The organism is Pseudomonas asiatica (assembly GCF_040214835.1).
GTDB lineage: Bacteria > Pseudomonadota > Gammaproteobacteria > Pseudomonadales > Pseudomonadaceae > Aquipseudomonas > Aquipseudomonas putida_Z.
In genome coordinates this window covers 520,211-543,251 of record NZ_CP157874.1, presented here as the reverse complement: position 1 = coordinate 543,251, position 23,041 = coordinate 520,211, and the positions used below count along the sequence as shown (strand labels likewise).

At 57.8% G+C, this 23,041-nt stretch carries 34 protein-coding genes; 1 reads left to right on the top strand and 33 read right to left on the bottom strand.

The annotated features are described in order from the left end of the window. Positions 1 to 52 precede the first annotated feature (52 nt). Complete coding sequence (gene uvrA, locus ABNP31_RS02450; protein ID WP_075044431.1) at positions 53 to 2,887, top strand: excinuclease ABC subunit UvrA; 2,835 nt, start codon at positions 53 to 55, stop codon at positions 2,885 to 2,887. A gap of 116 nt (positions 2,888 to 3,003) precedes the next feature. Here uvrA and bfr read toward each other — a convergent pair whose 3' ends face one another. From bfr to rpsG, 33 genes are all read right to left on the bottom strand, one after another. Further along, the gene (gene bfr / locus ABNP31_RS02445; protein WP_003257116.1) at positions 3,004 to 3,468 is read right to left on the bottom strand and encodes a bacterioferritin; all 465 of its coding nucleotides are present in this window, start codon (positions 3,466 to 3,468) and stop codon (positions 3,004 to 3,006) included. A gap of 163 nt (positions 3,469 to 3,631) precedes the next feature. Further along, the gene (locus ABNP31_RS02440) at positions 3,632 to 5,071 is read right to left on the bottom strand and encodes a catalase (RefSeq protein WP_085665365.1); all 1,440 of its coding nucleotides are present in this window, start codon (positions 5,069 to 5,071) and stop codon (positions 3,632 to 3,634) included. 172 nt (positions 5,072 to 5,243) lie between these two features. Beyond that, entirely contained in the window at positions 5,244 to 5,630 is a 387-nt protein-coding gene (gene rplQ, locus ABNP31_RS02435; protein WP_003255451.1) for a 50S ribosomal protein L17, read from the bottom strand. A gap of 42 nt (positions 5,631 to 5,672) precedes the next feature. After that, positions 5,673 to 6,674, bottom strand: coding sequence for a DNA-directed RNA polymerase subunit alpha (locus tag ABNP31_RS02430; RefSeq protein WP_003255452.1), 1,002 nt, complete (start codon positions 6,672 to 6,674; stop codon positions 5,673 to 5,675). Positions 6,675 to 6,696: 22 nt separating this feature from the next. Continuing rightward, positions 6,697 to 7,317 carry a 30S ribosomal protein S4 gene (gene rpsD, locus ABNP31_RS02425; protein ID WP_003257114.1) on the bottom strand — a complete coding sequence of 207 codons (621 nt, stop codon included), beginning with the start codon at positions 7,315 to 7,317 and terminating at the stop codon, positions 6,697 to 6,699. 15 nt (positions 7,318 to 7,332) lie between these two features. After that, positions 7,333 to 7,722, bottom strand: a complete 390-nt coding sequence (gene rpsK, locus ABNP31_RS02420) for a 30S ribosomal protein S11 (protein ID WP_003255454.1) — start codon at positions 7,720 to 7,722, stop codon at positions 7,333 to 7,335. Positions 7,723 to 7,740: 18 nt separating this feature from the next. Next, a complete protein-coding gene (gene rpsM, locus ABNP31_RS02415; protein ID WP_003257112.1) occupies positions 7,741 to 8,097 on the bottom strand; it encodes a 30S ribosomal protein S13 in 357 nt (118 codons plus the stop codon). Between the two features lie 131 nt (positions 8,098 to 8,228). Continuing rightward, positions 8,229 to 8,345, bottom strand: a complete 117-nt coding sequence (gene rpmJ / locus ABNP31_RS02410) for a 50S ribosomal protein L36 (protein WP_002555468.1) — start codon at positions 8,343 to 8,345, stop codon at positions 8,229 to 8,231. Between the two features lie 28 nt (positions 8,346 to 8,373). Then, a complete protein-coding gene (secY, locus tag ABNP31_RS02405) occupies positions 8,374 to 9,705 on the bottom strand; it encodes a preprotein translocase subunit SecY (protein WP_003257108.1) in 1,332 nt (443 codons plus the stop codon). Next, positions 9,706 to 10,140 (bottom strand): 50S ribosomal protein L15, encoded by a 435-nt coding sequence (gene rplO, locus ABNP31_RS02400; RefSeq protein WP_003257107.1) that lies wholly within the window; start codon positions 10,138 to 10,140, stop codon positions 9,706 to 9,708. It lies immediately after the preceding gene. 3 nt (positions 10,141 to 10,143) lie between these two features. Next, complete coding sequence (gene rpmD, locus ABNP31_RS02395) at positions 10,144 to 10,320, bottom strand: 50S ribosomal protein L30 (protein WP_003255463.1); 177 nt, start codon at positions 10,318 to 10,320, stop codon at positions 10,144 to 10,146. Positions 10,321 to 10,322: 2 nt separating this feature from the next. Beyond that, entirely contained in the window at positions 10,323 to 10,823 is a 501-nt protein-coding gene (gene rpsE, locus ABNP31_RS02390; RefSeq protein WP_003255465.1) for a 30S ribosomal protein S5, read from the bottom strand. A 3-nt stretch (positions 10,824 to 10,826) separates the two neighbouring features. After that, positions 10,827 to 11,177 (bottom strand): 50S ribosomal protein L18, encoded by a 351-nt coding sequence (rplR, locus tag ABNP31_RS02385; RefSeq protein ID WP_009397496.1) that lies wholly within the window; start codon positions 11,175 to 11,177, stop codon positions 10,827 to 10,829. Between the two features lie 10 nt (positions 11,178 to 11,187). Continuing rightward, entirely contained in the window at positions 11,188 to 11,721 is a 534-nt protein-coding gene (gene rplF, locus ABNP31_RS02380; protein ID WP_009681972.1) for a 50S ribosomal protein L6, read from the bottom strand. Positions 11,722 to 11,733: 12 nt separating this feature from the next. Next, the gene (gene rpsH / locus ABNP31_RS02375; protein WP_009681971.1) at positions 11,734 to 12,126 is read right to left on the bottom strand and encodes a 30S ribosomal protein S8; all 393 of its coding nucleotides are present in this window, start codon (positions 12,124 to 12,126) and stop codon (positions 11,734 to 11,736) included. A 209-nt stretch (positions 12,127 to 12,335) separates the two neighbouring features. After that, on the bottom strand, positions 12,336 to 12,641 hold the full coding sequence (rpsN, locus tag ABNP31_RS02370) for a 30S ribosomal protein S14 (protein ID WP_013970638.1): 306 nt from the start codon (positions 12,639 to 12,641) through the stop codon (positions 12,336 to 12,338). Between the two features lie 13 nt (positions 12,642 to 12,654). Beyond that, positions 12,655 to 13,194: a 50S ribosomal protein L5 gene (gene rplE / locus ABNP31_RS02365; RefSeq protein ID WP_003257095.1), complete on the bottom strand. Its 540-nt coding sequence runs from the start codon at positions 13,192 to 13,194 to the stop codon at positions 12,655 to 12,657. Between the two features lie 20 nt (positions 13,195 to 13,214). Then, the gene (rplX, locus tag ABNP31_RS02360) at positions 13,215 to 13,529 is read right to left on the bottom strand and encodes a 50S ribosomal protein L24 (protein WP_016715319.1); all 315 of its coding nucleotides are present in this window, start codon (positions 13,527 to 13,529) and stop codon (positions 13,215 to 13,217) included. Positions 13,530 to 13,540: 11 nt separating this feature from the next. After that, positions 13,541 to 13,909, bottom strand: coding sequence for a 50S ribosomal protein L14 (rplN, locus tag ABNP31_RS02355; RefSeq protein ID WP_002555479.1), 369 nt, complete (start codon positions 13,907 to 13,909; stop codon positions 13,541 to 13,543). A gap of 23 nt (positions 13,910 to 13,932) precedes the next feature. Further along, complete coding sequence (rpsQ, locus tag ABNP31_RS02350) at positions 13,933 to 14,199, bottom strand: 30S ribosomal protein S17 (protein ID WP_003255478.1); 267 nt, start codon at positions 14,197 to 14,199, stop codon at positions 13,933 to 13,935. Between the two features lie 2 nt (positions 14,200 to 14,201). Beyond that, the gene (gene rpmC, locus ABNP31_RS02345) at positions 14,202 to 14,393 is read right to left on the bottom strand and encodes a 50S ribosomal protein L29 (protein WP_002555481.1); all 192 of its coding nucleotides are present in this window, start codon (positions 14,391 to 14,393) and stop codon (positions 14,202 to 14,204) included. Then, positions 14,393 to 14,806, bottom strand: a complete 414-nt coding sequence (rplP, locus tag ABNP31_RS02340; RefSeq protein ID WP_003255479.1) for a 50S ribosomal protein L16 — start codon at positions 14,804 to 14,806, stop codon at positions 14,393 to 14,395. The genes rpmC and rplP overlap by 1 nt, the downstream gene beginning before the upstream one ends. Positions 14,807 to 14,818: 12 nt before the next feature. Continuing rightward, positions 14,819 to 15,505 carry a 30S ribosomal protein S3 gene (gene rpsC, locus ABNP31_RS02335; RefSeq protein WP_003255481.1) on the bottom strand — a complete coding sequence of 229 codons (687 nt, stop codon included), beginning with the start codon at positions 15,503 to 15,505 and terminating at the stop codon, positions 14,819 to 14,821. A 13-nt stretch (positions 15,506 to 15,518) separates the two neighbouring features. Beyond that, positions 15,519 to 15,851 (bottom strand): 50S ribosomal protein L22, encoded by a 333-nt coding sequence (gene rplV, locus ABNP31_RS02330; protein WP_003103908.1) that lies wholly within the window; start codon positions 15,849 to 15,851, stop codon positions 15,519 to 15,521. A gap of 11 nt (positions 15,852 to 15,862) precedes the next feature. Next, entirely contained in the window at positions 15,863 to 16,138 is a 276-nt protein-coding gene (gene rpsS, locus ABNP31_RS02325; RefSeq protein ID WP_003255482.1) for a 30S ribosomal protein S19, read from the bottom strand. 16 nt (positions 16,139 to 16,154) lie between these two features. After that, complete coding sequence (gene rplB / locus ABNP31_RS02320) at positions 16,155 to 16,979, bottom strand: 50S ribosomal protein L2 (protein WP_015268750.1); 825 nt, start codon at positions 16,977 to 16,979, stop codon at positions 16,155 to 16,157. A 14-nt stretch (positions 16,980 to 16,993) separates the two neighbouring features. Continuing rightward, positions 16,994 to 17,293, bottom strand: coding sequence for a 50S ribosomal protein L23 (gene rplW, locus ABNP31_RS02315; protein WP_003255484.1), 300 nt, complete (start codon positions 17,291 to 17,293; stop codon positions 16,994 to 16,996). Beyond that, positions 17,290 to 17,892, bottom strand: a complete 603-nt coding sequence (gene rplD, locus ABNP31_RS02310; protein ID WP_008089819.1) for a 50S ribosomal protein L4 — start codon at positions 17,890 to 17,892, stop codon at positions 17,290 to 17,292. The genes rplW and rplD overlap by 4 nt, the downstream gene beginning before the upstream one ends. Before the next feature lie 12 nt (positions 17,893 to 17,904). Beyond that, positions 17,905 to 18,540, bottom strand: coding sequence for a 50S ribosomal protein L3 (gene rplC, locus ABNP31_RS02305; RefSeq protein ID WP_003257089.1), 636 nt, complete (start codon positions 18,538 to 18,540; stop codon positions 17,905 to 17,907). An 80-nt stretch (positions 18,541 to 18,620) separates the two neighbouring features. Continuing rightward, positions 18,621 to 18,932, bottom strand: coding sequence for a 30S ribosomal protein S10 (gene rpsJ / locus ABNP31_RS02300; RefSeq protein WP_003186070.1), 312 nt, complete (start codon positions 18,930 to 18,932; stop codon positions 18,621 to 18,623). Positions 18,933 to 19,073: 141 nt separating this feature from the next. After that, the gene (gene tuf, locus ABNP31_RS02295; RefSeq protein WP_013970626.1) at positions 19,074 to 20,267 is read right to left on the bottom strand and encodes an elongation factor Tu; all 1,194 of its coding nucleotides are present in this window, start codon (positions 20,265 to 20,267) and stop codon (positions 19,074 to 19,076) included. 27 nt (positions 20,268 to 20,294) lie between these two features. After that, positions 20,295 to 22,442, bottom strand: a complete 2,148-nt coding sequence (gene fusA / locus ABNP31_RS02290; RefSeq protein ID WP_025337489.1) for an elongation factor G — start codon at positions 22,440 to 22,442, stop codon at positions 20,295 to 20,297. Between the two features lie 30 nt (positions 22,443 to 22,472). Next, positions 22,473 to 22,943 carry a 30S ribosomal protein S7 gene (rpsG, locus tag ABNP31_RS02285; RefSeq protein ID WP_003246741.1) on the bottom strand — a complete coding sequence of 157 codons (471 nt, stop codon included), beginning with the start codon at positions 22,941 to 22,943 and terminating at the stop codon, positions 22,473 to 22,475. Positions 22,944 to 23,041 lie beyond the last annotated feature (98 nt).

Below are 23,041 nucleotides of genomic sequence, written 5' to 3'. Positions count from 1 at the left end.
ACTGGCAGCGCGCCGTATACTTCCTTGTTTATGCCCGCCGAGCGAGGCCGCAGTGGACAAGATCCTGATTCGTGGGGCACGTACCCACAACCTGAAGAACATCGACCTGACCCTGCCCCGGGACAAGCTGATCGTGATCACCGGCCTGTCCGGTTCCGGCAAGTCGTCCCTGGCGTTCGACACCCTGTACGCCGAAGGCCAGCGCCGCTATGTGGAATCGCTGTCGGCCTACGCCCGGCAGTTCCTGTCGATGATGGAAAAGCCCGACGTCGATACCATCGAAGGCCTGTCGCCAGCCATTTCCATCGAGCAGAAGTCGACCTCGCACAACCCCCGCTCCACGGTCGGCACCATCACCGAAATCTACGACTATCTGCGCCTGCTGTACGCCCGCGTCGGCACCCCACGCTGCCCGGATCACGATATCCCGCTGGAGGCGCAAACGATCAGCCAGATGGTCGACCTGGTGCTGGAGCGCCCGGAAGGCAGCAAGCTGATGCTGCTGGCGCCGGTGGTGCGCGAGCGCAAGGGCGAGCACCTGGCAGTGTTCGACGAGCTGCGCGCCCAAGGCTTTGTGCGCGCCCGGGTAAACGGCAAGCTCTACGAACTCGACGAACTGCCCAAGCTGGACAAGCAGAAAAAACACAGCATCGATGTGGTGGTGGACCGTTTCAAGGTCCGCGCCGACTTGCAACAGCGCCTGGCCGAGTCGTTCGAGACAGCGCTCAAGCTGGCCGACGGCATCGCCCTGGTGGCACCAATGGATGACGAGCAAGGCGAAGAGACGATCTTCTCCGCGCGTTTCGCCTGCCCGGTCTGTGGCCATGCCATCAGCGAGCTGGAGCCGAAGCTGTTCTCCTTCAACAACCCCGCTGGCGCCTGCCCTACCTGCGATGGCCTGGGGGTGAAGCAGTTCTTCGACACCAAGCGCCTGGTCAATGCCGAGCTCACCTTGGCCGAAGGCGCGATCCGCGGCTGGGACCGGCGCAACGTGTACTACTTCCAGATGCTCGGTTCGCTGGCCGCGCATTACGGCTTCAGCCTGGAGGAACCATTCGGCCAGCTTTCGGCCGAGCACCAGAAGGTGATCCTGCAGGGCAGCGGCAAGCAGAGCGTCGACTTCAAGTACCTCAACGACCGTGGCGACATCGTCAAGCGCTCGCACCCGTTCGAAGGCATCGTGCCGAACCTGGAGCGCCGCTACCGCGAGACCGAGTCGGCCACCGTGCGCGAAGAACTGGCCAAGTTCCTCGGCACCCAGCCCTGCCCGGATTGCCGCGGCACCCGCCTGCGCCGTGAGGCACGGCACGTGTGGGTGGGCGAAAAAACACTGCCGGCGGTGACCAACCTGCCTATCGGTGAAGCCAGCAACTATTTCGGCGAGCTGACCCTGACCGGTCGCCGTGGCGAGATTGCGGCGAAGATCCTCAAGGAAATCTGCGAGCGCCTGCAGTTCCTGGTCAACGTCGGTCTCGACTATCTCACCCTGGACCGCAGCGCCGATACCCTGTCCGGTGGCGAAGCGCAGCGTATCCGCCTGGCCAGCCAGATCGGCGCTGGCCTGGTGGGAGTGATGTACATCCTCGATGAGCCGTCCATCGGCCTTCATCAGCGTGACAATGACCGCCTGCTGGCCACCCTCAACCACCTGCGCGACCTGGGCAACACGGTGATCGTGGTGGAACACGACGAGGACGCCATCCGCCTGGCCGACTACGTGGTGGACATCGGCCCGGGGGCCGGCGTGCACGGTGGGCAGATCGTCGCCGAGGGCTCGCCGCAGGAGGTCATGGCCCACCCCGACTCGCTGACCGGCAAGTACCTGTCCGGGCGCAAGAAGATCGTCGTGCCGGCCAAGCGCACGCCGCGCAACAAGAAGCTGCAGCTCAAGCTCAAGGGCGCGCGTGGCAACAACCTGCAAAACGTCGACCTGGAAGTCCCGATCGGCCTGCTGACCTGCGTGACCGGGGTTTCCGGCTCCGGCAAGTCGACGCTGATCAACAACACCCTGTTCCCACTGGCCGCCACCGCCCTGAATGGCGCAAGCAGCCTGGAAGCGGCGCCGCATGCCAGCATGGATGGCCTGCAGCACCTGGACAAGGTGGTGGATATCGACCAGAGCCCGATCGGCCGCACTCCTCGCTCGAACCCGGCGACCTACACCGGCATCTTCACACCGATCCGCGAGCTGTTCTCCGGCGTGCCGGAATCGCGTTCGCGCGGCTATGGTCCGGGGCGTTTCTCGTTCAACGTCAAGGGGGGCCGTTGCGAGGCCTGCCAGGGCGATGGCCTGATCAAGGTGGAGATGCACTTCCTGCCGGACATCTACGTGCCGTGCGACGTGTGCAAGAGCAAGCGCTACAACCGCGAAACCCTGGAGATCAAGTACAAGGGCAAGAACATCCACGAGGTGCTGGAGATGACCATCGAGGATGCCCGCGAGTTCTTCGACGCAGTGCCGGCGCTGGCGCGCAAGCTGCAGACGTTGATGGATGTGGGGCTGTCGTACATCAAGCTGGGGCAGTCGGCGACCACCCTGTCGGGTGGTGAGGCCCAGCGAGTCAAGCTATCGCGCGAACTGTCCAAGCGTGACACCGGCAAGACCCTGTACATCCTCGATGAGCCGACCACGGGTCTGCACTTTGCCGATATCCAGCAGTTGCTGGACGTGCTGCATCGCCTGCGCGACCACGGCAATACCGTGGTGGTGATCGAGCACAACCTGGATGTGATCAAGACCGCGGACTGGCTGGTGGATCTGGGGCCGGAGGGTGGCTCGAAAGGTGGGCAGATCATTGCCTGCGGTACGCCAGAAGAACTGAGTACGATGAAACAGTCGTATACCGGGCACTACCTGAAACCGTTGCTGGAGCGGGATCGGGCGTAAGGCCTTGGGGGCGCTTTGCGCCCCTTTCGCGACACAAGGCCGCTCCCACTGGAGTAATGCATTTCACTGTGGGAGCGGCCTTGTGTCGCGATAGGGCTGCAAAGCAGCCCAGGCTTTTACATCTGCGACTGCAGGTAATTCTCCAGGCCAATGGCCTTGATCAGCCCCTGCTGCTTCTCCAGCCAGTAGGTGTGATCTTCTTCGGTATCAGCCAACTGAGCGCGCAGGATGTCGCGGCTGATGTAGTCCTTGTGCAGCTCGCACAGCTCGATGCCTTTGCACAGCGCGCCGCGTACCTTGTACTCGAGCTTGAGGTCAGCCTCGATCATTTCCGGCACGGTGCTGCCCACTTCCAGGTCGTCCGCGCGCATGTCAGGGGTGCCTTCGAGCATGAGGATGCGACGCATCAGGGCATCTGCGTGCTGCGTCTCTTCTTCCATTTCGTGGTTGATGCGCTCGTAGAGCTTGGACAGGCCCCAGTCTTCGTACATACGCGAGTGAATGAAGTACTGGTCACGCGCCGCCAGTTCGCCCTTCAGCAGCGTAACGAGGTAGTTGATTACGTCCGGGTGACCTTGCATCGCCCTGCTTCTCCATGTGAAAACGTCTATGCCACATAGTGTGAACCAGCTTTTGCCTGCGGTCACTGAAAACCGCGCAATTAGACGCAAAAAATCGGTTAAACAGTAGTGATATTCATTGAAAAACCGCCCAAATGAGGGCGGTTCTTCTTATCACTTCGACTTAGGCGAGATTGATGTCCAAGGCCTTGGCAACCCCTTTGCCATAGGCCGGATCGGCCTTGAAGAAGTATTGCAACTGACGCTGGATCACGTCTTCGCTGACGCCTGCCATGGTGCCGGCAATGTTGTTTATCAGCAGGGCTTTCTGCTCATCGTTCATCAGGCGGAACAGCGCGCCGGCGTGGCTGTAGTAGTCGGTGTCTTCGCGGTGGTCGTAACGGTCTGCGGAACCATTCAGGGCTAGCGCAGGCTCGGCGTGGCGTGGCGACTGCTTCGGTGCATCGCTGTAGCTGTTGGGCTCATAGTTCGGCGCGCTGCCGTAACTGCCAGCGGCCATGGAACCATCACGCTGGTAGCTGTTGACCGGGCAACGTGGTGCGTTCACCGGCAGCTGCTGGTGGTTGGTACCCACCCGGTAGCGATGCGCGTCGGCGTAGGCGAATACCCGCCCTTGCAGCATGCGGTCCGGCGACAGGCCAACACCCGGCACCATGTTGCTCGGGCCAAACGCAGCTTGCTCGACCTCGGCAAAGTAGTTGAGCGGGTTACGGTTGAGCTCCAGCACGCCCACTTCAATCAGCGGGTAGTCCTTCTGCGACCAGGTCTTGGTCACGTCGAAGGGGTTTTCGTCGCGGCTGGCAGCCTCGGCTTCGCTCATCACCTGGATGCATACGGTCCAGCGTGGGTAATCGCCCCGCTCGATGGCTTCGAACAGGTCGCGCTGGGCGTAGTCCGGGTCAGTACCTGCCAGGCGCGCGGCATCTGCCGGTGCGAGGTTCTTGATGCCTTGCTGGGTCTTGAAGTGCCATTTGACCCAGGTGCGTTCACCCTTGGCATTGATCAGGCTGTAGGTATGGCTACCAAAGCCGTGCATATGGCGGTAGCCGTCCGGAATGCCGCGATCGGAGAACAGAATGGTGACCTGATGCAGCGCCTCGGGAGAGTGCGACCAGAAGTCCCACATCATCTGAGCGTTCTTCAGGTTGGATTGTGGGTGACGCTTCTGGGTGTGGATAAAGTCCGGGAACTTCAGTGGGTCGCGGATGAAGAACACCGGCGTGTTGTTGCCGACGATGTCCCAATTGCCTTCCTCGGTGTAGAACTTGACGGCAAAGCCACGCGGGTCGCGTTCGGTATCGGCGGAGCCACGCTCGCCACCAACGGTGGAAAAGCGCAGGAAAGTTTCGGTCTGCTTGCCAATCTGTTCAAACAGCTTGGCACTGGTGTAACCGGTGATATCGCGGGTGACGGTAAAGGTGCCGTAGGCGCCCGAGCCTTTTGCGTGTACGCGGCGCTCAGGAATGTTCTCGCGGTTGAAGTGGGCGAGCTTCTCGATCAGGTGGAAGTCGTCGAGCAGCAGCGGGCCGCGCGGGCCGGCGGAACGGGAATTCTGGTTGTCTGCTACAGGTGCACCGCTGGCGGTGGTGAGAATCTTGCTCATGGGCTCTCCTTATCGGTCTTCAAGCGCCGGCTAATCGGCTCTGGAGAGAGTATTGACGAGCAAGGTTACAAGAACAAATGCATTACATGACTTGTATCAATAGAAATAAACAATACATCTTGAAACAAAAAACCGGGCACTAGGCCCGGTTCTTTGTAGCAGACAGAACGTCTTACTCAGCAGCTTCTACAGCACCGCCGACCGGACGATCAACCAGCTCGACGTACGCCATAGGAGCGTTGTCGCCAGCGCGGAAACCGCACTTCAGGATGCGCAGGTAGCCGCCCTGACGGGTGGCGTAACGCTTGCCCAGGTCGTTGAACAGCTTGCCAACAGCGGACTTCGAACGGGTACGATCGAAGGCCAGACGGCGGTTAGCTACGCTGTCTTCCTTGGCCAGGGTGATCAGCGGCTCGGCAACGCGGCGCAGTTCCTTGGCTTTCGGCAGGGTGGTTTTGATCAGCTCGTGCTCGATCAGCGACACTGCCATGTTCTGGAACATAGCCTTGCGGTGAGAGCTGGTACGGCTCAGGTGACGTCCACTTTTACGATGACGCATGATTCATTCCTTACCAAACACTACGTTCGGTGATTACGACGATCAGGCGGTCGCCTTGTCGTCTTTCTTAAGACTTGCAGGCGGCCAGTTGTCGAGGCGCATGCCGAGAGACAGACCACGAGAGGCCAGGACGTCCTTGATTTCAGTCAGGGACTTCTTGCCCAGGTTAGGAGTCTTCAACAGCTCTACTTCGGTACGCTGAATCAGGTCGCCGATGTAGTAGATGTTCTCCGCCTTGAGGCAGTTGGCCGAACGTACAGTCAGTTCCAGGTCGTCAACCGGACGCAGCAGGATCGGATCGATCTCGTCTTCCTGCTCGACTACGACAGGCTCGCTGTCACCTTTGAGGTCGACGAACGCGGCCAGCTGCTGTTGCAGGATGGTCGCAGCGCGGCGGATAGCCTCTTCAGGATCCAGGGTGCCGTTGGTTTCCAGATCAATGACCAGCTTGTCCAGGTTGGTACGCTGTTCAACACGGGCGTTCTCGACCACATAGGCGATACGACGCACCGGGCTGAACGAAGCGTCCAACTGCAGACGGCCAATGCTACGGCTTTCGTCTTCGTCGGTTTGACGGGAGTCGGCCGGCTCGTAACCACGACCACGAGCTACAGTGAGCTTCATGTTCAGGGCGCCGTTCGACGCCAGGTTCGCGATTACGTGATCGGGGTTGACGATCTCGACATCGTGATCCAGCTGAATATCGGCAGCGGTAACCACCCCCGAACCCTTTTTCGACAAGGTCAGCGTAACTTCGTCACGACCGTGCAGTTTGATAGCCAGGCCTTTCAGGTTCAACAGGATTTCAATGACGTCTTCCTGAACACCTTCGATCGCGGAGTACTCGTGGAGTACGCCGTCGATCTCGGCCTCGACTACTGCACAGCCAGGCATGGAGGACAACAGGATGCGGCGCAGCGCGTTGCCCAGGGTATGGCCGAAACCACGCTCGAGAGGCTCGAGCGTAATCTTGGCGCGGGTCGGACTGACTACCTGCACATCAATGTGGCGGGGAGTCAGGAACTCATTTACCGAAATCTGCATGGATGCACCTATTTTCTAGCCCTTACTTGGAGTAGAGCTCGACAATCAGGTTCTCGTTGATGTCGGCAGACAGGTCGCTGCGAGCAGGAACGTTCTTGAAAACGCCCGACTTTTTAGCAGCATCCACGTCAACCCACTCAACGCGGCCACGCTGGGCGCACAGTTCAAGGGCTTGAACAATGCGCAGCTGGTTCAGCGACTTCTCGCGAACCGCGACCACGTCACCCGGACGAACTTGGTAGGATGGAATGTTTACAGTCTTACCGTTGACGCTGATCGCTTTGTGCGAAACCAGCTGACGGGACTCGGAACGAGTCGAGCCGAAGCCCATACGGTAGACGACGTTATCCAGACGGCACTCGAGCAGTTGCAGCAGGTTTTCACCGGTTGCGCCTTTTTTCGAGGCTGCAGCCTGGTAGTAACCGCGGAACTGACGCTCCAGAACACCGTAGATACGACGAACTTTTTGCTTCTCGCGCAGCTGGGTACCGTAGTCGGACTGACGGCCACGGCGCTGGCCGTGGATACCTGGGGCTGCTTCGATGTTGCACTTCGATTCCAGAGCGCGAACGCCGCTCTTCAGGAACAGGTCAGTGCCTTCACGACGAGACAGTTTGCATTTTGGACCAATGTAACGTGCCATTTATCTGTCTCCTGATTACACGCGACGCTTCTTCGGCGGACGGCACCCGTTGTGCGGGATTGGCGTCACGTCGGTGATGCTGGCGATCTTGTAGCCGCAGCTGTTCAGTGCACGAACGGCGGACTCACGACCTGGACCTGGACCCTTGACGTTTACGTCGAGGTTCTTCAGACCGTATTCCAGCGCAGCTTGACCAGCACGCTCAGCAGCGATCTGGGCTGCGAACGGGGTGGATTTGCGCGAACCACGGAAACCCGAACCACCGGAGGTCGCCCAGGACAAAGCGTTGCCCTGACGGTCGGTGATGGTCACGATGGTGTTGTTGAAAGAGGCATGGATGTGGGCGATGCCATCAACCACTGTCTTTTTGACTTTCTTACGAGGACGAGCAGCAGGTTTTGCCATGTCTATATTCCTGGGCGATTACTTGCGGATCGGCTTACGCGGGCCCTTACGGGTGCGTGCGTTGGTCTTGGTGCGCTGACCGCGAACCGGCAGACCTTTACGATGACGCAGGCCGCGGTAGCAACCCAGGTCCATCAAGCGCTTGATCTTCATGTTGATGTCACGACGCAGGTCACCTTCGGTGGTGAACTTCGCGACTTCGCCACGCAGGGTTTCGATTTGCTCGTCGCTCAGATCCTTGATCTTAGCGGCTGGGTTTACACCAGCGTCTGCACAGATCTTCTGTGCAGTAGTGCGACCGACACCATAGATGTAGGTCAGCGAGATAACAGCATGCTTGTTATCTGGAATGTTGACGCCTGCAATACGGGCCATTCAGTGGGACTCCAATTGACAGCTACCTACGCCCCGGAAGCCAAGAAATAGGGCGCGAGATAATATCGCTGTAGAAACGAATAATCAACCCAGCAGCACACTAGCTGCTGGGTTTGAAGCGCAGATCACACTCAGCCTTGGCGCTGTTTGTGACGCGGTTCCGCGCTGCAGATCACTCGTACGACGCCTTCGCGACGGATGATCTTGCAGTTACGGCACAGCTTTTTCACCGATGCACGAACTTTCATTACCGACTCCTCGAACCTTAGGGGCGTATCAGCGCAGCAGACCGCTGCCACCGTAGCCTTTCAGGTTGGCTTTCTTCATCAGGGATTCGTACTGGTGCGAAACGAGGTGCGATTGTACTTGGGACATGAAGTCCATCACAACCACTACCACAATCAGCAACGAGGTCCCGCCAAGGTAGAACGGCACATTTGCTGCCACCACCAGGAACTGGGGCAGAAGGCAGACGGCCATCATGTAAAGAGCACCGAACATGGTCAGACGGGTCAGAACGCCATCAATGTAGCGTGCCGACTGCTCACCAGGACGGATACCCGGAATAAAGGCACCGGACTTCTTCAGGTTTTCCGCTACGTCTTTCGGGTTGAACATCAGCGCTGTGTAGAAGAAGCAGAAGAAAATGATCCCTGCACTAAACAGCAGAATGTTCAACGGCTGACCAGGAGCGATCGACTGCGAGATGTCCTGCAGCCAGCCCATACCTTCGGACTGACCGAACCAGGCACCCAGCGAAGCCGGGAACAGCAGAATGCTGCTCGCGAAAATGGCCGGGATAACCCCCGCCATGTTCACCTTCAGCGGCAAGTGGCTGGTCTGCGCAGCGAAGACCTTGCGGCCCTGCTGACGCTTGGCGTAGTGAACGGCGATACGACGCTGACCACGCTCAATGAACACCACGAAGCCGATAATCGCTACTGCCAGCAAACCGATAGCGACCAGGGCGAAAATGTTGATATCGCCTGTGCGTGCAGACTCGAAAGACTGCCCGATTGCTCTCGGAAGACCGGCAACGATACCCGCGAAGATCAACATCGAGATACCGTTGCCCACACCGCGCTCGGTGATCTGCTCGCCCAGCCACATCATGAACATCGCACCCGCCACGAAGGTGGAGACGGCGACGACATGGAAGCCCAGGCCTACAGAAAACGCCACGCCCTGGTTGGCCAGGCCAATGGACATGCCAATGGCTTGAACCAGTGCCAGGATAACGGTGCCGTAGCGGGTGTACTGGCTGATCTTGCGACGGCCAGCTTCACCTTCCTTCTTCAACTGCTCCAGTTGCGGGCTGACCGCCGTCATCAGCTGCATGATGATCGATGCCGAGATGTACGGCATGATCCCCAGTGCAAAGATGCTCATGCGCTCGAGCGCGCCACCGGAAAACATGTTGAACAAGCTAAGAATGGTCCCCTCATTCTGCCGAAACAGATCCGCCAGACGGTCTGGATTGATGCCAGGAACCGGGATATGCGCACCTATCCGATAGACGATGATCGCCATGAACAGAAAGCGCAGACGAGCCCAGAGTTCCGACATCCCGCCCTTACCGAGCGAAGAGAGAGCACCTTGCTTAGCCATTTATTCCTCGAACTTGCCGCCAGCTGCTTCGATAGCCGCACGCGCACCCTTGGTGGCTGCGATACCCTTGATGGTGACTGCGCGAGTGACTTCGCCAGACAGCATGATTTTCACGCGCTGTACGTTCTGGCCGATCACATTGGCATCCTTCAGGGATTGCACGGAGATCACGTCGCCTTCCACCTTGGCCAGCTCGGACAGACGCACTTCGGCGCGGTCCATGGCTTTCAGGGAAACGAAGCCGAACTTCGGCAGACGACGGTGCAGCGGCTGTTGACCGCCTTCGAAGCCAGGAGCGATCGAACCACCCGAACGGGAAGTCTGACCTTTGTGGCCACGGCCGCCGGTCTTACCCAGACCGCTACCGATACCACGACCTGGACGATGCTTCTCGCGACGGGAACCCGGCGCTGGACTCAGATCATTGAGTTTCATCGATTAACCCTCGACCTTCAGCATGTAGTAAGCCTTGTTGATCATCCCGCGGTTTTCGGGAGTATCCTGGACTTCTACAGTGTGACCGATGCGACGCAGACCCAGGCCCTTAACGCACAGCTTGTGGTTAGGCAGACGGCCCGAGACGCTCTTGATCAGCGTTACTTTTACGGTTGCCATGATCAGAAGATCTCCTCGACGCTCTTGCCGCGCTTGGCAGCAATGGATTCAGGAGATTGCATGGCTTTCAGACCCTTGAAGGTGGCGTAAACCACGTTCACTGGGTTGGTCGAACCGTAGCACTTGGCCAGAACGTTCTGAACACCAGCAACTTCCAGGACAGCACGCATTGCGCCACCGGCGATGATACCGGTACCTTCCGAGGCAGGCTGCATGTAAACCTTCGAGGCGCCGTGGGCAGCCTTGGTGGCGTACTGCAGGGTGGTGCCCTTCAGGTCAACCTGGATCATGTTGCGGCGAGCAGCTTCCATGGCTTTCTGGATCGCGGCAGGTACTTCGCGCGACTTGCCACGGCCGAAGCCAACACGACCTTTACCATCACCTACCACGGTCAGCGCGGTGAAGGTGAAGATACGGCCGCCTTTTACGGTTTTGGCAACGCGGTTAACTTGAACCAGCTTCTCGATGTAGCCTTCGTCGCGCTTTTGATCGTTATTTGCCATAACTTAGAACTCCAGCCCGCCTTCACGAGCAGCATCAGCCAGCGCTTTGACGCGGCCATGGTACTTGAAGCCGGAACGGTCAAAGGCAACTTGAGATACACCGGCGGCTTTCGCACGCTCAGCTACCAGCTTGCCAACCTTAGTGGCCGCGTCGATGTTGCCAGTGGCGCCATCACGCAGTTCTTTGTCCAAGGTCGAGGCGCTTGCCAGAACCTTGCTGCCGTCGGCCGAAATGACCTGGGCGTAGATGTGCTGCGAGGAGCGGAACACGCACAGGCGCACGACTTCGAGTTCGTGCATCTTGAGACGTGCTTTGCGAGCGCGACGCAGTCGAGTAACTTTTTTGTCGGTCATTTGCTAGGCCCTACTTCTTCTTGGCTTCTTTACGACGGACTACTTCGTCCGCGTAACGCACACCCTTGCCTTTGTAAGGCTCTGGCGGACGGAAGTCGCGGATTTCAGCGGCCACCTGACCCACCAGCTGCTTGTCGATACCCTTGATCAGGATGTCGGTCTGGCTTGGGGTTTCAGCGGTGATACCGGCTGGCAGTTCGTAGTCCACTGGGTGCGAGAAGCCCAGGGCCAGGTTCAGGACGGTGCCCTTGGCCTGTGCCTTGTAACCAACACCGACCAGCTGGAGCTTGCGCTCGAAGCCTTGGCTTACGCCCTGGACCATGTTGTTCACCAGAGCGCGGGTGGTACCGGCCATGGCGCGAGCTTGCTGGTCACCGTTGCGAGCGACGAAACGCAGCTCGCCAGACTCTTCGGTAACTTCAACAGACGAGTGAACGTTCAGTTCGAGAGTGCCTTTGGCACCCTTCACCGAAAGCTGCTGGCCGGCGAATTTGACTTCGACGCCTGCTGGCAGCTTAACGGGGTTCTTAGCGACGCGAGACATGCCTATCTCCCCTTAGAACACTGTGCACAGAACTTCGCCGCCGACACCGGCAGCGCGTGCAGCGCGATCAGTCATCACACCTTTGTTGGTGGAGACGATAGACACGCCCAGACCGCCACGTACTTTCGGCAGCTCTGCGACGGACTTGTACTGGCGCAGGCCTGGACGGCTGGAGCGCTTCAGTTCCTCGATGACCGGACGGCCTTCGAAGTACTTCAGTTCGATCGACAGGGAAGGCTTGGCCTCACCAGTTACCTGGTAGCCGGCGATGTAACCTTCGTCTTTCAGAACTTTGGCAACCGCGACCTTCAGGGTGGAGGAAGGCATGCTTACGACGGACTTTTCAGCCATCTGGGCATTACGGATGCGAGTTAGCATGTCCGCTAACGGGTCCTGCATACTCATGGGCTAGATGCTCCTGATACAAGAATTATTAGCCTTGCGGCTATCACAACCACCCGAGCGGACAGGGCAAAAAACCCAGGCTCAGGTGAGCCGGTCATTCTAGACACAAGGTAGAAACGAAACAAGCCCCATATAGGGGCTTGTTTGTTGGCGAGGTCACCGGCGGTCGGAAGATTGCTCCCCTTCCGCCGGGATCCAGCCTGCAGCGATTACCAGGAGGCCTTGACCAGACCTGGTACGTCACCGCGCATTGCAGCTTGACGCAGCATGTTACGGCCCAGGCCGAACTTACGGTATACACCGTGAGGACGACCGGTCAGGCGGCAACGGTTGCGCAGACGCGAAGCGGAGGCATCACGTGGCTGCTTCTGCAGGGCGACAACGGCAGCGAAACGCTCTTCAGGAGAGGCGTTCAGGTTGACGATGGTCGCTTTCAGCTCGGCACGCTTTTTGGCGTACTTGGCTACCGTGAGCTGACGCTTCAGCTCGCGGTTTTTCATGCTCTTCTTGGCCATTTTCCTACTCCAATCAGTTGCGGAACGGGAACTTGAAAGCACGCAGCAGAGCGCGGCCTTCGTCGTCCGAACGAGCAGTGGTGGTCAGGGTGATGTCCAAACCGCGCAGAGCATCGATCTTGTCGTAGTCGATTTCCGGGAAGATGATCTGCTCTTTCACGCCCATGCTGTAGTTGCCACGGCCATCGAAGGACTTGGCATTCAGGCCGCGGAAGTCGCGAACCCGAGGCAGGGAGATCGCCAGCAGGCGGTCCAGGAATTCGTACATCTTGTCGCGACGCAGGGTCACCTTGACACCGATCGGCCAGCCTTCACGGACTTTGAAGCCCGCGATGGATTTACGAGCGAAAGTCACGACCGGCTTTTGACCGGTGATCTTTTCCAGGTCGGCAACAGCGTGCTCGATGACTTTCTTGTCGCCGATCGCTTCGCCCAGACCCATGTTCAGGGTGATCTTGGTAACGCGCGGAACTTCCATCACGTTCGACAGCTTAAGTTCTTCCTTAAGCTTAGGAGCGATTTCGTTCCGGTAAATCTCTTTCAGTCGTGCCATGGTCTTCTACCTAGCAGTGTTCAAGCATCAACCGCTTTTTGGGTCGACTTGAAGACACGAATTTTTTTACCGTCTTCTACTTTGAAACCAACGCGGTCAGCCTTGTTGGTTTCGCCGTTGAAGATGGCAACGTTGGAAGCGTGCAGAGGCGCTTCTTTTTCGACGATACCGCCCTGTACGCCCGCCATCGGGTTAGGCTTGGTATGACGCTTGACCAGGTTCACACCACCAACGACCAGACGGTCATCAGCCAGAACCTTCAGCACCTTACCGCGCTTACCTTTGTCTTTGCCGGCGATCACGATGATCTCGTCGTCACGACGAATCTTTTGCATGTCGGATCTCCTTACAGCACTTCAGGGGCGAGCGAGACGATCTTCATGAACTTCTCAGTACGAAGTTCACGGGTCACTGGCCCGAAGATGCGAGTGCCGATCGGCTCTTGCTTGTTGTTCAGCAGAACAGCAGCGTTGCCGTCGAAACGAATGATGGAACCGTCAGCGCGACGAACACCGTGACGGGTGCGCACTACAACAGCGGTCATCACTTGGCCTTTCTTGACCTTACCGCGCGGAATTGCTTCCTTGACGGTTACCTTGATGATGTCACCGATGCCGGCGTAACGGCGGTGCGAACCGCCGAGCACCTTGATGCACATGACGCGACGAGCGCCGCTGTTATCGGCCACATCGAGCATGGATTGAGTCTGAATCATAAAATTTCTCCGACCCCTAGCCCTTAGACTTCAACAGCGCGTTCGAGGACTTCAACCAGTGCCCAGGACTTGGTCTTGGCCAGCGGACGGGTTTCACGGATGGAAACCTTGTCGCCGATCTTGCACTGGTTGGCTTCGTCGTGCGCGTGCAGCTTAGTCGAACGCTTAACGTATTTACCGTAGATCGGGTGCTTTACGCGACGCTCGATCAGAACGGTGATGGTCTTGTCCATTTTGTCGCTGACGACACGGCCAGTCAGCGTACGGACGGTTTTTTCAGCTTCAGCCATGATCACTTACCTGCCTGCTGGTTGAGCACAGTTTTCACGCGAGCGATGTCACGCTTAACTTGCGAGAGCAGGTGCGACTGCCCCAACTGGCCAGTTGCTTTCTGCATACGCAGATTGAACTGGTCGCGCAGCAAGCCGAGCAGTTGCTCATTCAGTTGCTGTGCCGATTTTTCACGAAGTTCATTCGCTTTCATCACATCACCGTCCGCTTAACAAAGGAGGTGGCGAGAGGCAGCTTTGCAGCAGCCAGGGCGAAAGCTTCGCGCGCCAGCTCTTCAGAAACACCCTCGATTTCATACAGGACTTTGCCTGGCTGAATCTGGGCAACCCAGTATTCCACGGAACCCTTACCTTTACCCATACGAACCTCGAGAGGCTTCTTGGAGATCGGCTTGTCCGGGAACACACGGATCCAGATCTTACCGCCACGTTTTACGTGACGGGTCAGCGCACGACGTGCGGACTCGATCTGGCGAGCGGTGAGGCGACCGCGAGCAACAGCTTTCAGGGCGAATTCGCCGAAGCTGACTTTGCTACCGCGCAGTGCCAGACCACGGTTGTGGCCAGTCATCTGCTTGCGGAATTTTGTACGCTTTGGTTGCAACATTTGGCGTACCCCTTACTTAGCAGCTTTTTTACGAGGCGCTGGTGCTTGTGGTTTCAGTTCTTCTTGGCGACCACCAATAACTTCGCCTTTGAAGATCCAAACCTTCACACCGATCACACCGTAAGTGGTGTGAGCTTCGTAGGTGTTGTAGTCGATATCGGCACGCAGGGTGTGCAGAGGCACACGACCTTCGCGATACCACTCGGTACGAGCAATCTCAGCACCGCCGAGACGACCGCTCACCTGGATCTTGATGCCCTTGGCACCAATACGCATGGCGTTCTGTACGGCGCGCTTCATGGCGCGACGGAACATTACGCGGCGTTCCAGCTGCTGAGCTACGCTCTGCGCAACCAGCATAGCGTCGAGTTCCGGCTTGCGGATCTCTTCGATGTTGATGTGCACAGGCACACCCATCTGCTTGGTCAGGTCCTGACGCAGCTTCTCGACATCTTCACCTTTCTTACCGATAACGATACCGGGACGAGCGGTGTGGATGGTGATGCGTGCAGTTTGAGCCGGACGATGAATATCGATACGGCTTACGGACGCGCTTTTTAGTTTGTCCTGGAGGTACTCACGCGTTTTCAGATCCTTCAACAGGTAATCTGCGTAAGTAGCACCGTCTGCGTACCAGACGGAGGTGTGCTCCTTGACGATTCCCAGGCGAATGCCAGTGGGATGTACTTTCTGACCCATCTGATCGACTCCGTTACTTGTCCGCAACCTTGACAGTGATATGGCAAGACCGCTTGACGATGCGATCAGCACGGCCTTTGGCACGTGGCATGATGCGCTTCAGCGAACGCCCTTCGTTGACGAAGACGGTGGAGACCTTCAGGTCATCAACGTCTGCGCCTTCGTTGTGTTCGGCGTTGGCAACGGCCGACTCGAGGACTTTCTTCATGATTTCAGCGGCTTTTTTGCTGCTGAAGGCCAACAGGTTGAGCGCTTCGCCCACCTTCTTCCCGCGGATCTGGTCGGCGACCAAGCGGGCTTTCTGGGCGGAGATGCGAGCGCCCGACAACTTAGCGGCTACTTCCATTTCCTTACCCCTTAACGCTTGGCTTTCTTGTCAGCCACGTGCCCGCGATAGGTGCGGGTACCGGCGAACTCGCCCAGTTTGTGGCCGACCATGTCTTCGTTCACCAGAACTGGGACATGTTGACGACCGTTGTGTACCGCGATGGTCAGACCGACCATTTGTGGCAGGATCATCGAACGGCGCGACCAGGTTTTAACTGGCTTGCGATCGTTCTTCTCCACCGCCACTTCGACCTTCTTCAGCAGGTGAAGATCGATAAAAGGACCTTTTTTCAGAGAACGTGGCACTGTCGTATCCCTCTAGTTACTTGCGACGACGGACGATCATGTTGTCGGTACGCTTATTACCACGGGTCTTCGCACCCTTGGTTGGGAAGCCCCATGGCGATACCGGATGACGACCACCGGAGGTACGACCTTCACCACCACCATGTGGGTGGTCAACCGGGTTCATGGCAACACCACGAACGGTTGGGCGAACGCCGCGCCAGCGTTTGGCACCAGCTTTACCCAGCGAACGCAGGCTGTGCTCGGAGTTCGAGACTTCGCCCAGGGTCGCACGGCACTCAGCCAGTACTTTACGCATCTCACCGGAACGCAGACGCAGAGTCACGTAGACGCCTTCACGAGCGATCAGCTGAGCCGAAGCACCAGCGGAACGAGCGATCTGAGCACCTTTACCCGGCTTCAGTTCGATGCCGTGAATGGTGCTACCTACTGGGATGTTGCGCAGCTGCAGGGAGTTACCGGCCTTGATTGGGGCCAGGGCACCTGCGATCAGCTGGTCGCCAGCGCTCACGCCTTTAGGGGCGATGATGTAGCGACGCTCACCGTCTGCGTAGCACAGCAGGGCGATGTGAGCAGTACGGTTCGGGTCGTATTCGATACGCTCGACAGTGGCTGGGATGCCATCTTTGTCGTTGCGACGGAAGTCGACCAGACGGTAATGCTGCTTATGACCACCACCAACGTGACGAGTGGTGATGCGGCCATTATTGTTACGACCACCAGACTTCGATTTCTTCTCGATCAGCGGTGCGTGAGGAGCGCCTTTGTGCAGCTCCTGGTTGACCACCTTGACCACGAAACGGCGGCCAGGGGAAGTCGGTTTGCATTTAACGATTGCCATGATGCACCCCTTCCTTACTCAGCACTGCTGCTGAAATCGAGATCTTGGCCTGGCTGAAGGGAGACGATCGCCTTCTTCCAGTCATTACGCTTGCCCAGACCACGTGCGGTACGCTTGGTTTTACCCAGAACGTTAACAGTCGACACGTTTTCAACTTTTACGTTGAACAGGCCTTCGACAGCTTTCTTGATTTCCAGCTTGGTTGCATCGGTAGCAACCTTGAATACGAACTGGCCTTTTTTCTCAGCCAGAACGGTAGCCTTCTCGGAAACGTGCGGGCCAAGGAGGACTTTGAATACGCGTTCCTGGTTCATCCCAGCAGCTCCTCGAATTTCTTCACGGCCGAGACAGTGATCAACACTTTCTCGTATGCGATCAGACTGACCGGGTCGGAACCTTGTACGTCACGTACGTCGACGTGCGGCAGGTTGCGAGCAGCCAGGTACAGGTTCTGATCAACAGCGTCGGAAACGATCAGTACGTCGTTCAGACCCATGCCGTTCAGCTTGTTCAGCAGATCTTTGGTTTTCGGTGCTTCAACAGCGAAGTCCTGAACCACGACCAGACGGTCGCTACGCACCAGCTCAGCGAGGATGGAGCGCAGGGCTGCGCGATACATCTTCTTGTTGAGCTTCTGCGAGTGATCTTGAGGGCGAGCTGCGAAGGTTACACCACCGCCACGCCAGATCGGACCACGAGTGGTACCAGCACGAGCACGGCCAGTACCCTTCTGACGCCATGGGCGCTTACCGCCACCAGCCACGTCGGAACGGGTCTTCTGCTGCTTGGTGCCCTGACGGCCGCCGGCCATATAGGCCACGACTGCTTGGTGTACCAGCGTCTCGTTGAATTCGCCACCGAAAGTCAGTTCGGAAACTTCGATCGCCTGAGCGTCATTTACATTGAGTTGCATGTCAGTTTCCCCTTAACCGCGAGCCTTGACAGCTGGACGTACAACCACGTCGCCGCCAGTAGCGCCTGGAACGGCACCCTTGACCAGCAGCAGGTTGCGCTCAGCGTCTACGCGAACTACTTCCAGGGACTGAACAGTCACGCGCTCGGCGCCCATGTGACCGGACATTTTCTTGCCCTTGAACACACGACCAGGAGTCTGGCACTGGCCGATGGAACCTGGGACACGGTGCGACACGGAGTTACCGTGGGTGTTGTCCTGGCCACGGAAGTTCCAGCGCTTGATGGTACCGGCGAAGCCTTTACCTTTGGACTGACCAGTAACGTCTACCAGCTGGCCTGCAGTGAAGAGTTCAGCTTTGATCAGATCGCCAGCCTGGAAATCGCCTTCTTCAAGACGGAACTCCCAGACACCGCGACCAGCGGCAACGTTGGCCTTGGCGAAGTGACCTGCCTGAGCGGCAGTCACACGCGAAGCACGACGCTCGCCGACAGTGACTTGCACTGCACGGTAGCCATCGGTTTCTTCAGTTTTGAACTGGGTGACACGATTCGGCTCGATCTCGATGACCGTGACCGGAATGGAGACACCTTCTTCGGTGAAAATGCGGGTCATACCGCACTTGCGACCGATTACACCAATAGTCATGTTGTAAACCTCATGAGTGTACGGGGCTTTCACCCGCTATGGCCGCCCATTTCAGAGCGTTACACGACCAGACCGAAGTCTTAGCCGAGGCTGATCTGTACTTCCACACCTGCCGCCAGATCAAGCTTCATCAGCGCGTCAACGGTTTTATCCGTTGGCTGGACGATGTCCAGAACACGCTTATGAGTGCGAATCTCGTACTGGTCACGCGCGTCTTTGTTGACGTGCGGGGAGACCAGAACGGTGAAACGCTCTTTGCGGGTAGGCAGTGGAATTGGACCACGCACTTGTGCACCAGTACGTTTCGCGGTTTCCACGATTTCCTGGGTGGATTGGTCGATCAGGCGATGGTCGAAAGCCTTCAACCTGATACGGATTTGCTGATTTTGCATTGGATTTCAGACTCCAGGCTGTTCCCAACGGACGCACTACGCCCGCTAAAAGGAGGCGTGATTCTATAGACGCCCCAATTTAGTGTCAACCCAATAAAAAAAACCCCCGCTGAGCGGGGGTTTTTTCAATCGGTCGAGTGATTACTCGATGATTTTGGCTACGACGCCGGCGCCGACGGTACGACCGCCTTCACGGATAGCGAAGCGCAGACCGTCTTCCATTGCGATGGTCTTGATCAGGGTGACAGTCATCTGAATGTTGTCACCTGGCATTACCATTTCAACGCCTTCCGGCAGTTCGCAGTTACCGGTCACGTCAGTGGTACGGAAGTAGAACTGAGGACGGTAGCCTTTGAAGAACGGAGTGTGACGACCGCCTTCTTCCTTCGACAGAACGTAGACTTCTGCGGTGAACTTGGTGTGCGGCTTGACCGAACCTGGCTTGACCAGAACCTGGCCACGCTCAACGTCGTCACGCTTGGTACCACGCAGCAGAACGCCGCAGTTCTCGCCAGCACGACCTTCGTCCAGCAGCTTGCGGAACATCTCAACACCGGTGCAGGTGGTGGTGGTGGTGTCACGCAGACCAACGATTTCCAGCGGATCCTGAACGCGGACGATACCACGCTCGATACGACCGGTAACAACGGTACCACGACCCGAGATCGAGAATACGTCTTCGATCGGCATCAGGAACGGCTGGTCAACGGCACGAACTGGCTCAGGGATGTAGGCATCCAGAGTTTCTACCAGCTTCTTGACAGCGGTAGTACCCATTTCGTTGTCGTCTTTGCCTTCCAGGGCCATACGAGCCGAACCGATGATGATCGGGGTGTCGTCGCCTGGGAAGTCGTAGGTGGACAGCAGGTCGCGAACTTCCATCTCGACCAGTTCCAGCAGCTCGGCGTCGTCTACCAGGTCAGCCTTGTTCAGGAAGACCACAATGTAAGGAACGCCTACCTGACGGGACAGCAGGATGTGCTCACGGGTTTGTGGCATCGGACCATCGGCGGCCGAGCAAACCAGGATCGCGCCGTCCATCTGGGCAGCACCGGTGATCATGTTCTTCACGTAGTCAGCGTGACCTGGGCAGTCAACGTGAGCGTAGTGACGAATGTTCGAGTTGTACTCGACGTGAGCGGTGTTGATGGTGATACCGCGCGCTTTTTCTTCCGGAGCCGAGTCGATCTTGTCGAACTCAACGACTGCCGAACCGAAAACTTCGGAGCAGACGCGAGTCAGAGCTGCGGTCAGAGTGGTCTTACCGTGGTCAACGTGGCCGATGGTGCCGACGTTAACGTGGGGAAGGGAACGATCAAATTTTTCTTTAGCCACGACAGTGAACCTCTTGCCTAAAGGGGATTAGCCTTGTTTTTTAACGAGTGCTTCGACGATGTTCGACGGAGCTTCGGCGTATTTGGAGAATTCCATGGAGTAGCTTGCGCGACCCTGAGACATGGAACGAACGTCGGTTGCGTAACCGAACATTTCTCCGAGCGGAACTTCAGCGCGGACGACACGGCCAGAGACCGACTCATCCATACCCTGGACCAGACCACGACGACGGTTCAGGTCACCCATCACGTCACCCAGGTAGTCTTCCGGGGTTACAACTTCGACCTTCATGATCGGCTCGAGAACCACGCCACCGCCCTTCTGGGCCAGTTGCTTGGTTGCCATCGAAGCAGCGATCTTGAACGCCATTTCGTTGGAGTCGACGTCGTGGTACGAACCGTCGAATACCGCGGCCTTCAGGCCGATCAGAGGATAGCCGGCAACAACGCCGTTCTTCATCTGCTCTTCGATACCCTTCTGGATCGCAGGGATGTATTCCTTAGGAATCACACCACCAACGACTTCGTTGGCAAACACCAGACCTTCGGTGATGTTGCCCTTGTCGTCCTGATCCGGCTCCGAGAAACGGATCCAGCAGTGACCGAACTGACCACGACCGCCCGACTGACGAACGAACTTGCCTTCGATCTCGACGTTGGACTTGGTGATCTTCTCGCGGTACGAAACCTGCGGCTTGCCGATGTTGGCTTCGACGTTGAACTCGCGCTTCATGCGGTCAACGAGGATGTCCAGGTGCAGCTCACCCATACCGGAGATGATGGTCTGACCAGTTTCTTCGTCGGTCTTGACGCGGAACGACGGGTCTTCCTGGGCCAGCTTGCCCAGTGCGATACCCATCTTCTCCTGGTCAGCCTTGGTTTTCGGCTCTACGGAGAGCGAAATCACAGGCTCTGGGAAGTCCATACGCTCGAGGATGATCGGCTTGTCGGCGTTGCACAGGGTGTCACCAGTGGTGACGTCCTTCATGCCGATCAGAGCGGCGATGTCGCCCGCACGTACTTCTTTGATCTCTTCACGCTGGTTGGCGTGCATCTGCACCATACGACCAACGCGCTCTTTCTTGCCCTTGACCGAGTTGATGACGGAGTCACCGGAGGTCAGGAAGCCCGAGTAAACGCGAACGAAGGTCAGAGTACCAACGAACGGGTCGGTGGCAATCTTGAACGCCAGAGCCGAGAACGGCTCGTTGTCGTCAGCGTGACGCTCGTCGAACTGCTCTGGCTTGACTTCGTCCTTCGGCACGTCGATCAGGTCAGGGTGGATACCCTTGATCGCCGGGATTTCGGTCGGAGCAGGCAGGAAGTCGATCACGGCGTCGAGAACCAGGGGAACGCCCTTGTTCTTGAACGACGAACCGCAGACAGCCGGAACGATCTCGCTGGCCAGGGTGCGCGCGCGCAGGCCTGCCTTGATTTCCTCGACGGTCAGCTCACCTTCTTCAAGGTACTTGTTCATCAGCTCTTCGTTGGCTTCGGCGGCGGCTTCAACCATGTTGTTGCGCCACTCGTTAGCCAGCTCGACCATATCCGCAGGAATTTCTTCCTCGCGGTAGGTGGTGCCCTTGTCGTCTTCGTTCCAGTAGATGGCTTTCATCTTGATCAGGTCGACCTGACCCTGGAAGTCGTCTTCTGCACCGATAGCCAGCTGGACCGGAACCGGGGTGTGACCCAGGCGGTTCTTGATCTGACCGACAACGCGCAGGAAGTTGGCACCAGCACGGTCCATCTTGTTCACGTATACAACACGTGGAACGCCGTACTTGTTGGCCTGACGCCATACGGTTTCGGACTGCGGCTCAACGCCGGAGGTACCGCAGAACACAACGACCGCGCCGTCGAGTACACGCAGCGAACGCTCTACTTCAATGGTGAAGTCAACGTGGCCGGGGGTATCGATGACGTTTACGCGGTAGTTGTCGTACTGACCACGGGAACCTTTCCAGAAGGTGGTAACGGCAGCGGAGGTAATGGTGATACCGCGCTCCTGCTCCTGCACCATCCAGTCGGTGGTCGCGGCGCCGTCGTGCACCTCGCCCATCTTGTGGCTCAGACCTGTGTAGAACAGGATCCGCTCGGTAGTGGTAGTCTTGCCCGCGTCAACGTGGGCGCAGATACCGATGTTACGGTAGCGGTTAATTGCTGTAGTACGAGCCATAAAGCCCTCGCAAAATGATTGATGCTTGAATTAGAAGCGGTAGTGCGAGAACGCTTTGTTGGCCTCGGCCATACGGTGCACGTCTTCACGCTTCTTGACTGCAGCACCCTTGCCTTCAGCAGCATCCAGCAGCTCGCCGGCCAGGCGCAGAGCCATCGACTTCTCGCCGCGCTTGCGGGCGTAGTCTACGAGCCAGCGCATTGCCAGAGCGTTACGACGGGATGGACGAACTTCAACCGGAACCTGGTAAGTGGCACCGCCGACACGGCGGGACTTAACTTCGACCAGCGGAGCGATGGCGTCGAGAGCTTTCTCGAAGATTTCCAGGGGGTCGCTGTTCTTGCGAGCTTTGACGGTATCCAGGGCACCGTAAACGATGCGCTCGGCTACGGCCTTCTTGCCGCTTTCCATCACGTGGTTCATGAACTTGGCGAGGATTTGGGATCCGTACTTCGGATCGTCAAGGATCTCACGTTTTGCTGCTACACGACGTCTTGGCATGATAAGCCCTCAAACGGTCTTCAGGTTAGCCCGGGACCAGGTCATTCGACCTACGCCCGACCTTACTCTTATCGACTCAAAAAAATGGATGTCTGCAA

Bases quoted from the DNA above. Each gene is read 5' to 3' on its own strand.
- bfr (WP_003257116.1), bottom strand. From the start codon at position 3,468: ATGCAAGGTCACCCGGACGTAATCAACTACCTCGTTACGCTGCTGAAG.
- ABNP31_RS02440 (WP_085665365.1), bottom strand. From the start codon at position 5,071: ATGAGCAAGATTCTCACCACCGCCAGCGGTGCACCTGTAGCAGACAAC.
- rplQ (WP_003255451.1), bottom strand. From the start codon at position 5,630: ATGCGTCATCGTAAAAGTGGACGTCACCTGAGCCGTACCAGCTCTCAC.
- ABNP31_RS02430 (WP_003255452.1), bottom strand. From the start codon at position 6,674: ATGCAGATTTCGGTAAATGAGTTCCTGACTCCCCGCCACATTGATGTG.
- rpsD (WP_003257114.1), bottom strand. From the start codon at position 7,317: ATGGCACGTTACATTGGTCCAAAATGCAAACTGTCTCGTCGTGAAGGC.
- rpsK (WP_003255454.1), bottom strand. From the start codon at position 7,722: ATGGCAAAACCTGCTGCTCGTCCTCGTAAGAAAGTCAAAAAGACAGTG.
- rpsM (WP_003257112.1), bottom strand. From the start codon at position 8,097: ATGGCCCGTATTGCAGGCGTCAACATTCCAGATAACAAGCATGCTGTT.
- rpmJ (WP_002555468.1), bottom strand. From the start codon at position 8,345: ATGAAAGTTCGTGCATCGGTGAAAAAGCTGTGCCGTAACTGCAAGATC.
- secY (WP_003257108.1), bottom strand. From the start codon at position 9,705: ATGGCTAAGCAAGGTGCTCTCTCTTCGCTCGGTAAGGGCGGGATGTCG.
- rplO (WP_003257107.1), bottom strand. From the start codon at position 10,140: ATGAAACTCAATGATCTGAGTCCAGCGCCGGGTTCCCGTCGCGAGAAG.
- rpmD (WP_003255463.1), bottom strand. From the start codon at position 10,320: ATGGCAACCGTAAAAGTAACGCTGATCAAGAGCGTCTCGGGCCGTCTG.
- rpsE (WP_003255465.1), bottom strand. From the start codon at position 10,823: ATGGCAAATAACGATCAAAAGCGCGACGAAGGCTACATCGAGAAGCTG.
- rplR (WP_009397496.1), bottom strand. From the start codon at position 11,177: ATGACCGACAAAAAAGTTACTCGACTGCGTCGCGCTCGCAAAGCACGT.
- rplF (WP_009681972.1), bottom strand. From the start codon at position 11,721: ATGTCTCGCGTCGCTAAGAACCCCGTTAAGCTGCCAGCAGGCGTCGAA.
- rpsH (WP_009681971.1), bottom strand. From the start codon at position 12,126: ATGAGTATGCAGGACCCGTTAGCGGACATGCTAACTCGCATCCGTAAT.
- rpsN (WP_013970638.1), bottom strand. From the start codon at position 12,641: ATGGCCAAGAAGAGCATGAAAAACCGCGAGCTGAAGCGTCAGCTCACG.
- rplE (WP_003257095.1), bottom strand. From the start codon at position 13,194: ATGGCACGACTGAAAGAGATTTACCGGAACGAAATCGCTCCTAAGCTT.
- rplX (WP_016715319.1), bottom strand. From the start codon at position 13,529: ATGCAAAAGATTCGTCGTGACGACGAGATCATCGTGATCGCCGGCAAA.
- rplN (WP_002555479.1), bottom strand. From the start codon at position 13,909: ATGATTCAGACTCAATCCATGCTCGATGTGGCCGATAACAGCGGCGCT.
- rpsQ (WP_003255478.1), bottom strand. From the start codon at position 14,199: ATGGCTGAAGCTGAAAAAACCGTCCGTACGCTGACTGGCCGTGTCGTC.
- rpmC (WP_002555481.1), bottom strand. From the start codon at position 14,393: ATGAAAGCGAATGAACTTCGTGAAAAATCGGCACAGCAACTGAATGAG.
- rplP (WP_003255479.1), bottom strand. From the start codon at position 14,806: ATGTTGCAACCAAAGCGTACAAAATTCCGCAAGCAGATGACTGGCCAC.
- rpsC (WP_003255481.1), bottom strand. From the start codon at position 15,505: ATGGGTCAGAAAGTACATCCCACTGGCATTCGCCTGGGAATCGTCAAG.
- rplV (WP_003103908.1), bottom strand. From the start codon at position 15,851: ATGGAAGTAGCCGCTAAGTTGTCGGGCGCTCGCATCTCCGCCCAGAAA.
- rplB (WP_015268750.1), bottom strand. From the start codon at position 16,979: ATGGCAATCGTTAAATGCAAACCGACTTCCCCTGGCCGCCGTTTCGTG.
- rplW (WP_003255484.1), bottom strand. From the start codon at position 17,293: ATGAACCAGGAACGCGTATTCAAAGTCCTCCTTGGCCCGCACGTTTCC.
- rplD (WP_008089819.1), bottom strand. From the start codon at position 17,892: ATGCAACTCAATGTAAATGACGCTCAGGCGATCGAAGTTTCCGAACTG.
- rplC (WP_003257089.1), bottom strand. From the start codon at position 18,540: ATGACTATTGGTGTAATCGGTCGCAAGTGCGGTATGACCCGCATTTTC.
- rpsJ (WP_003186070.1), bottom strand. From the start codon at position 18,932: ATGCAAAATCAGCAAATCCGTATCAGGTTGAAGGCTTTCGACCATCGC.
- fusA (WP_025337489.1), bottom strand. From the start codon at position 22,442: ATGGCTCGTACTACAGCAATTAACCGCTACCGTAACATCGGTATCTGC.
- rpsG (WP_003246741.1), bottom strand. From the start codon at position 22,943: ATGCCAAGACGTCGTGTAGCAGCAAAACGTGAGATCCTTGACGATCCG.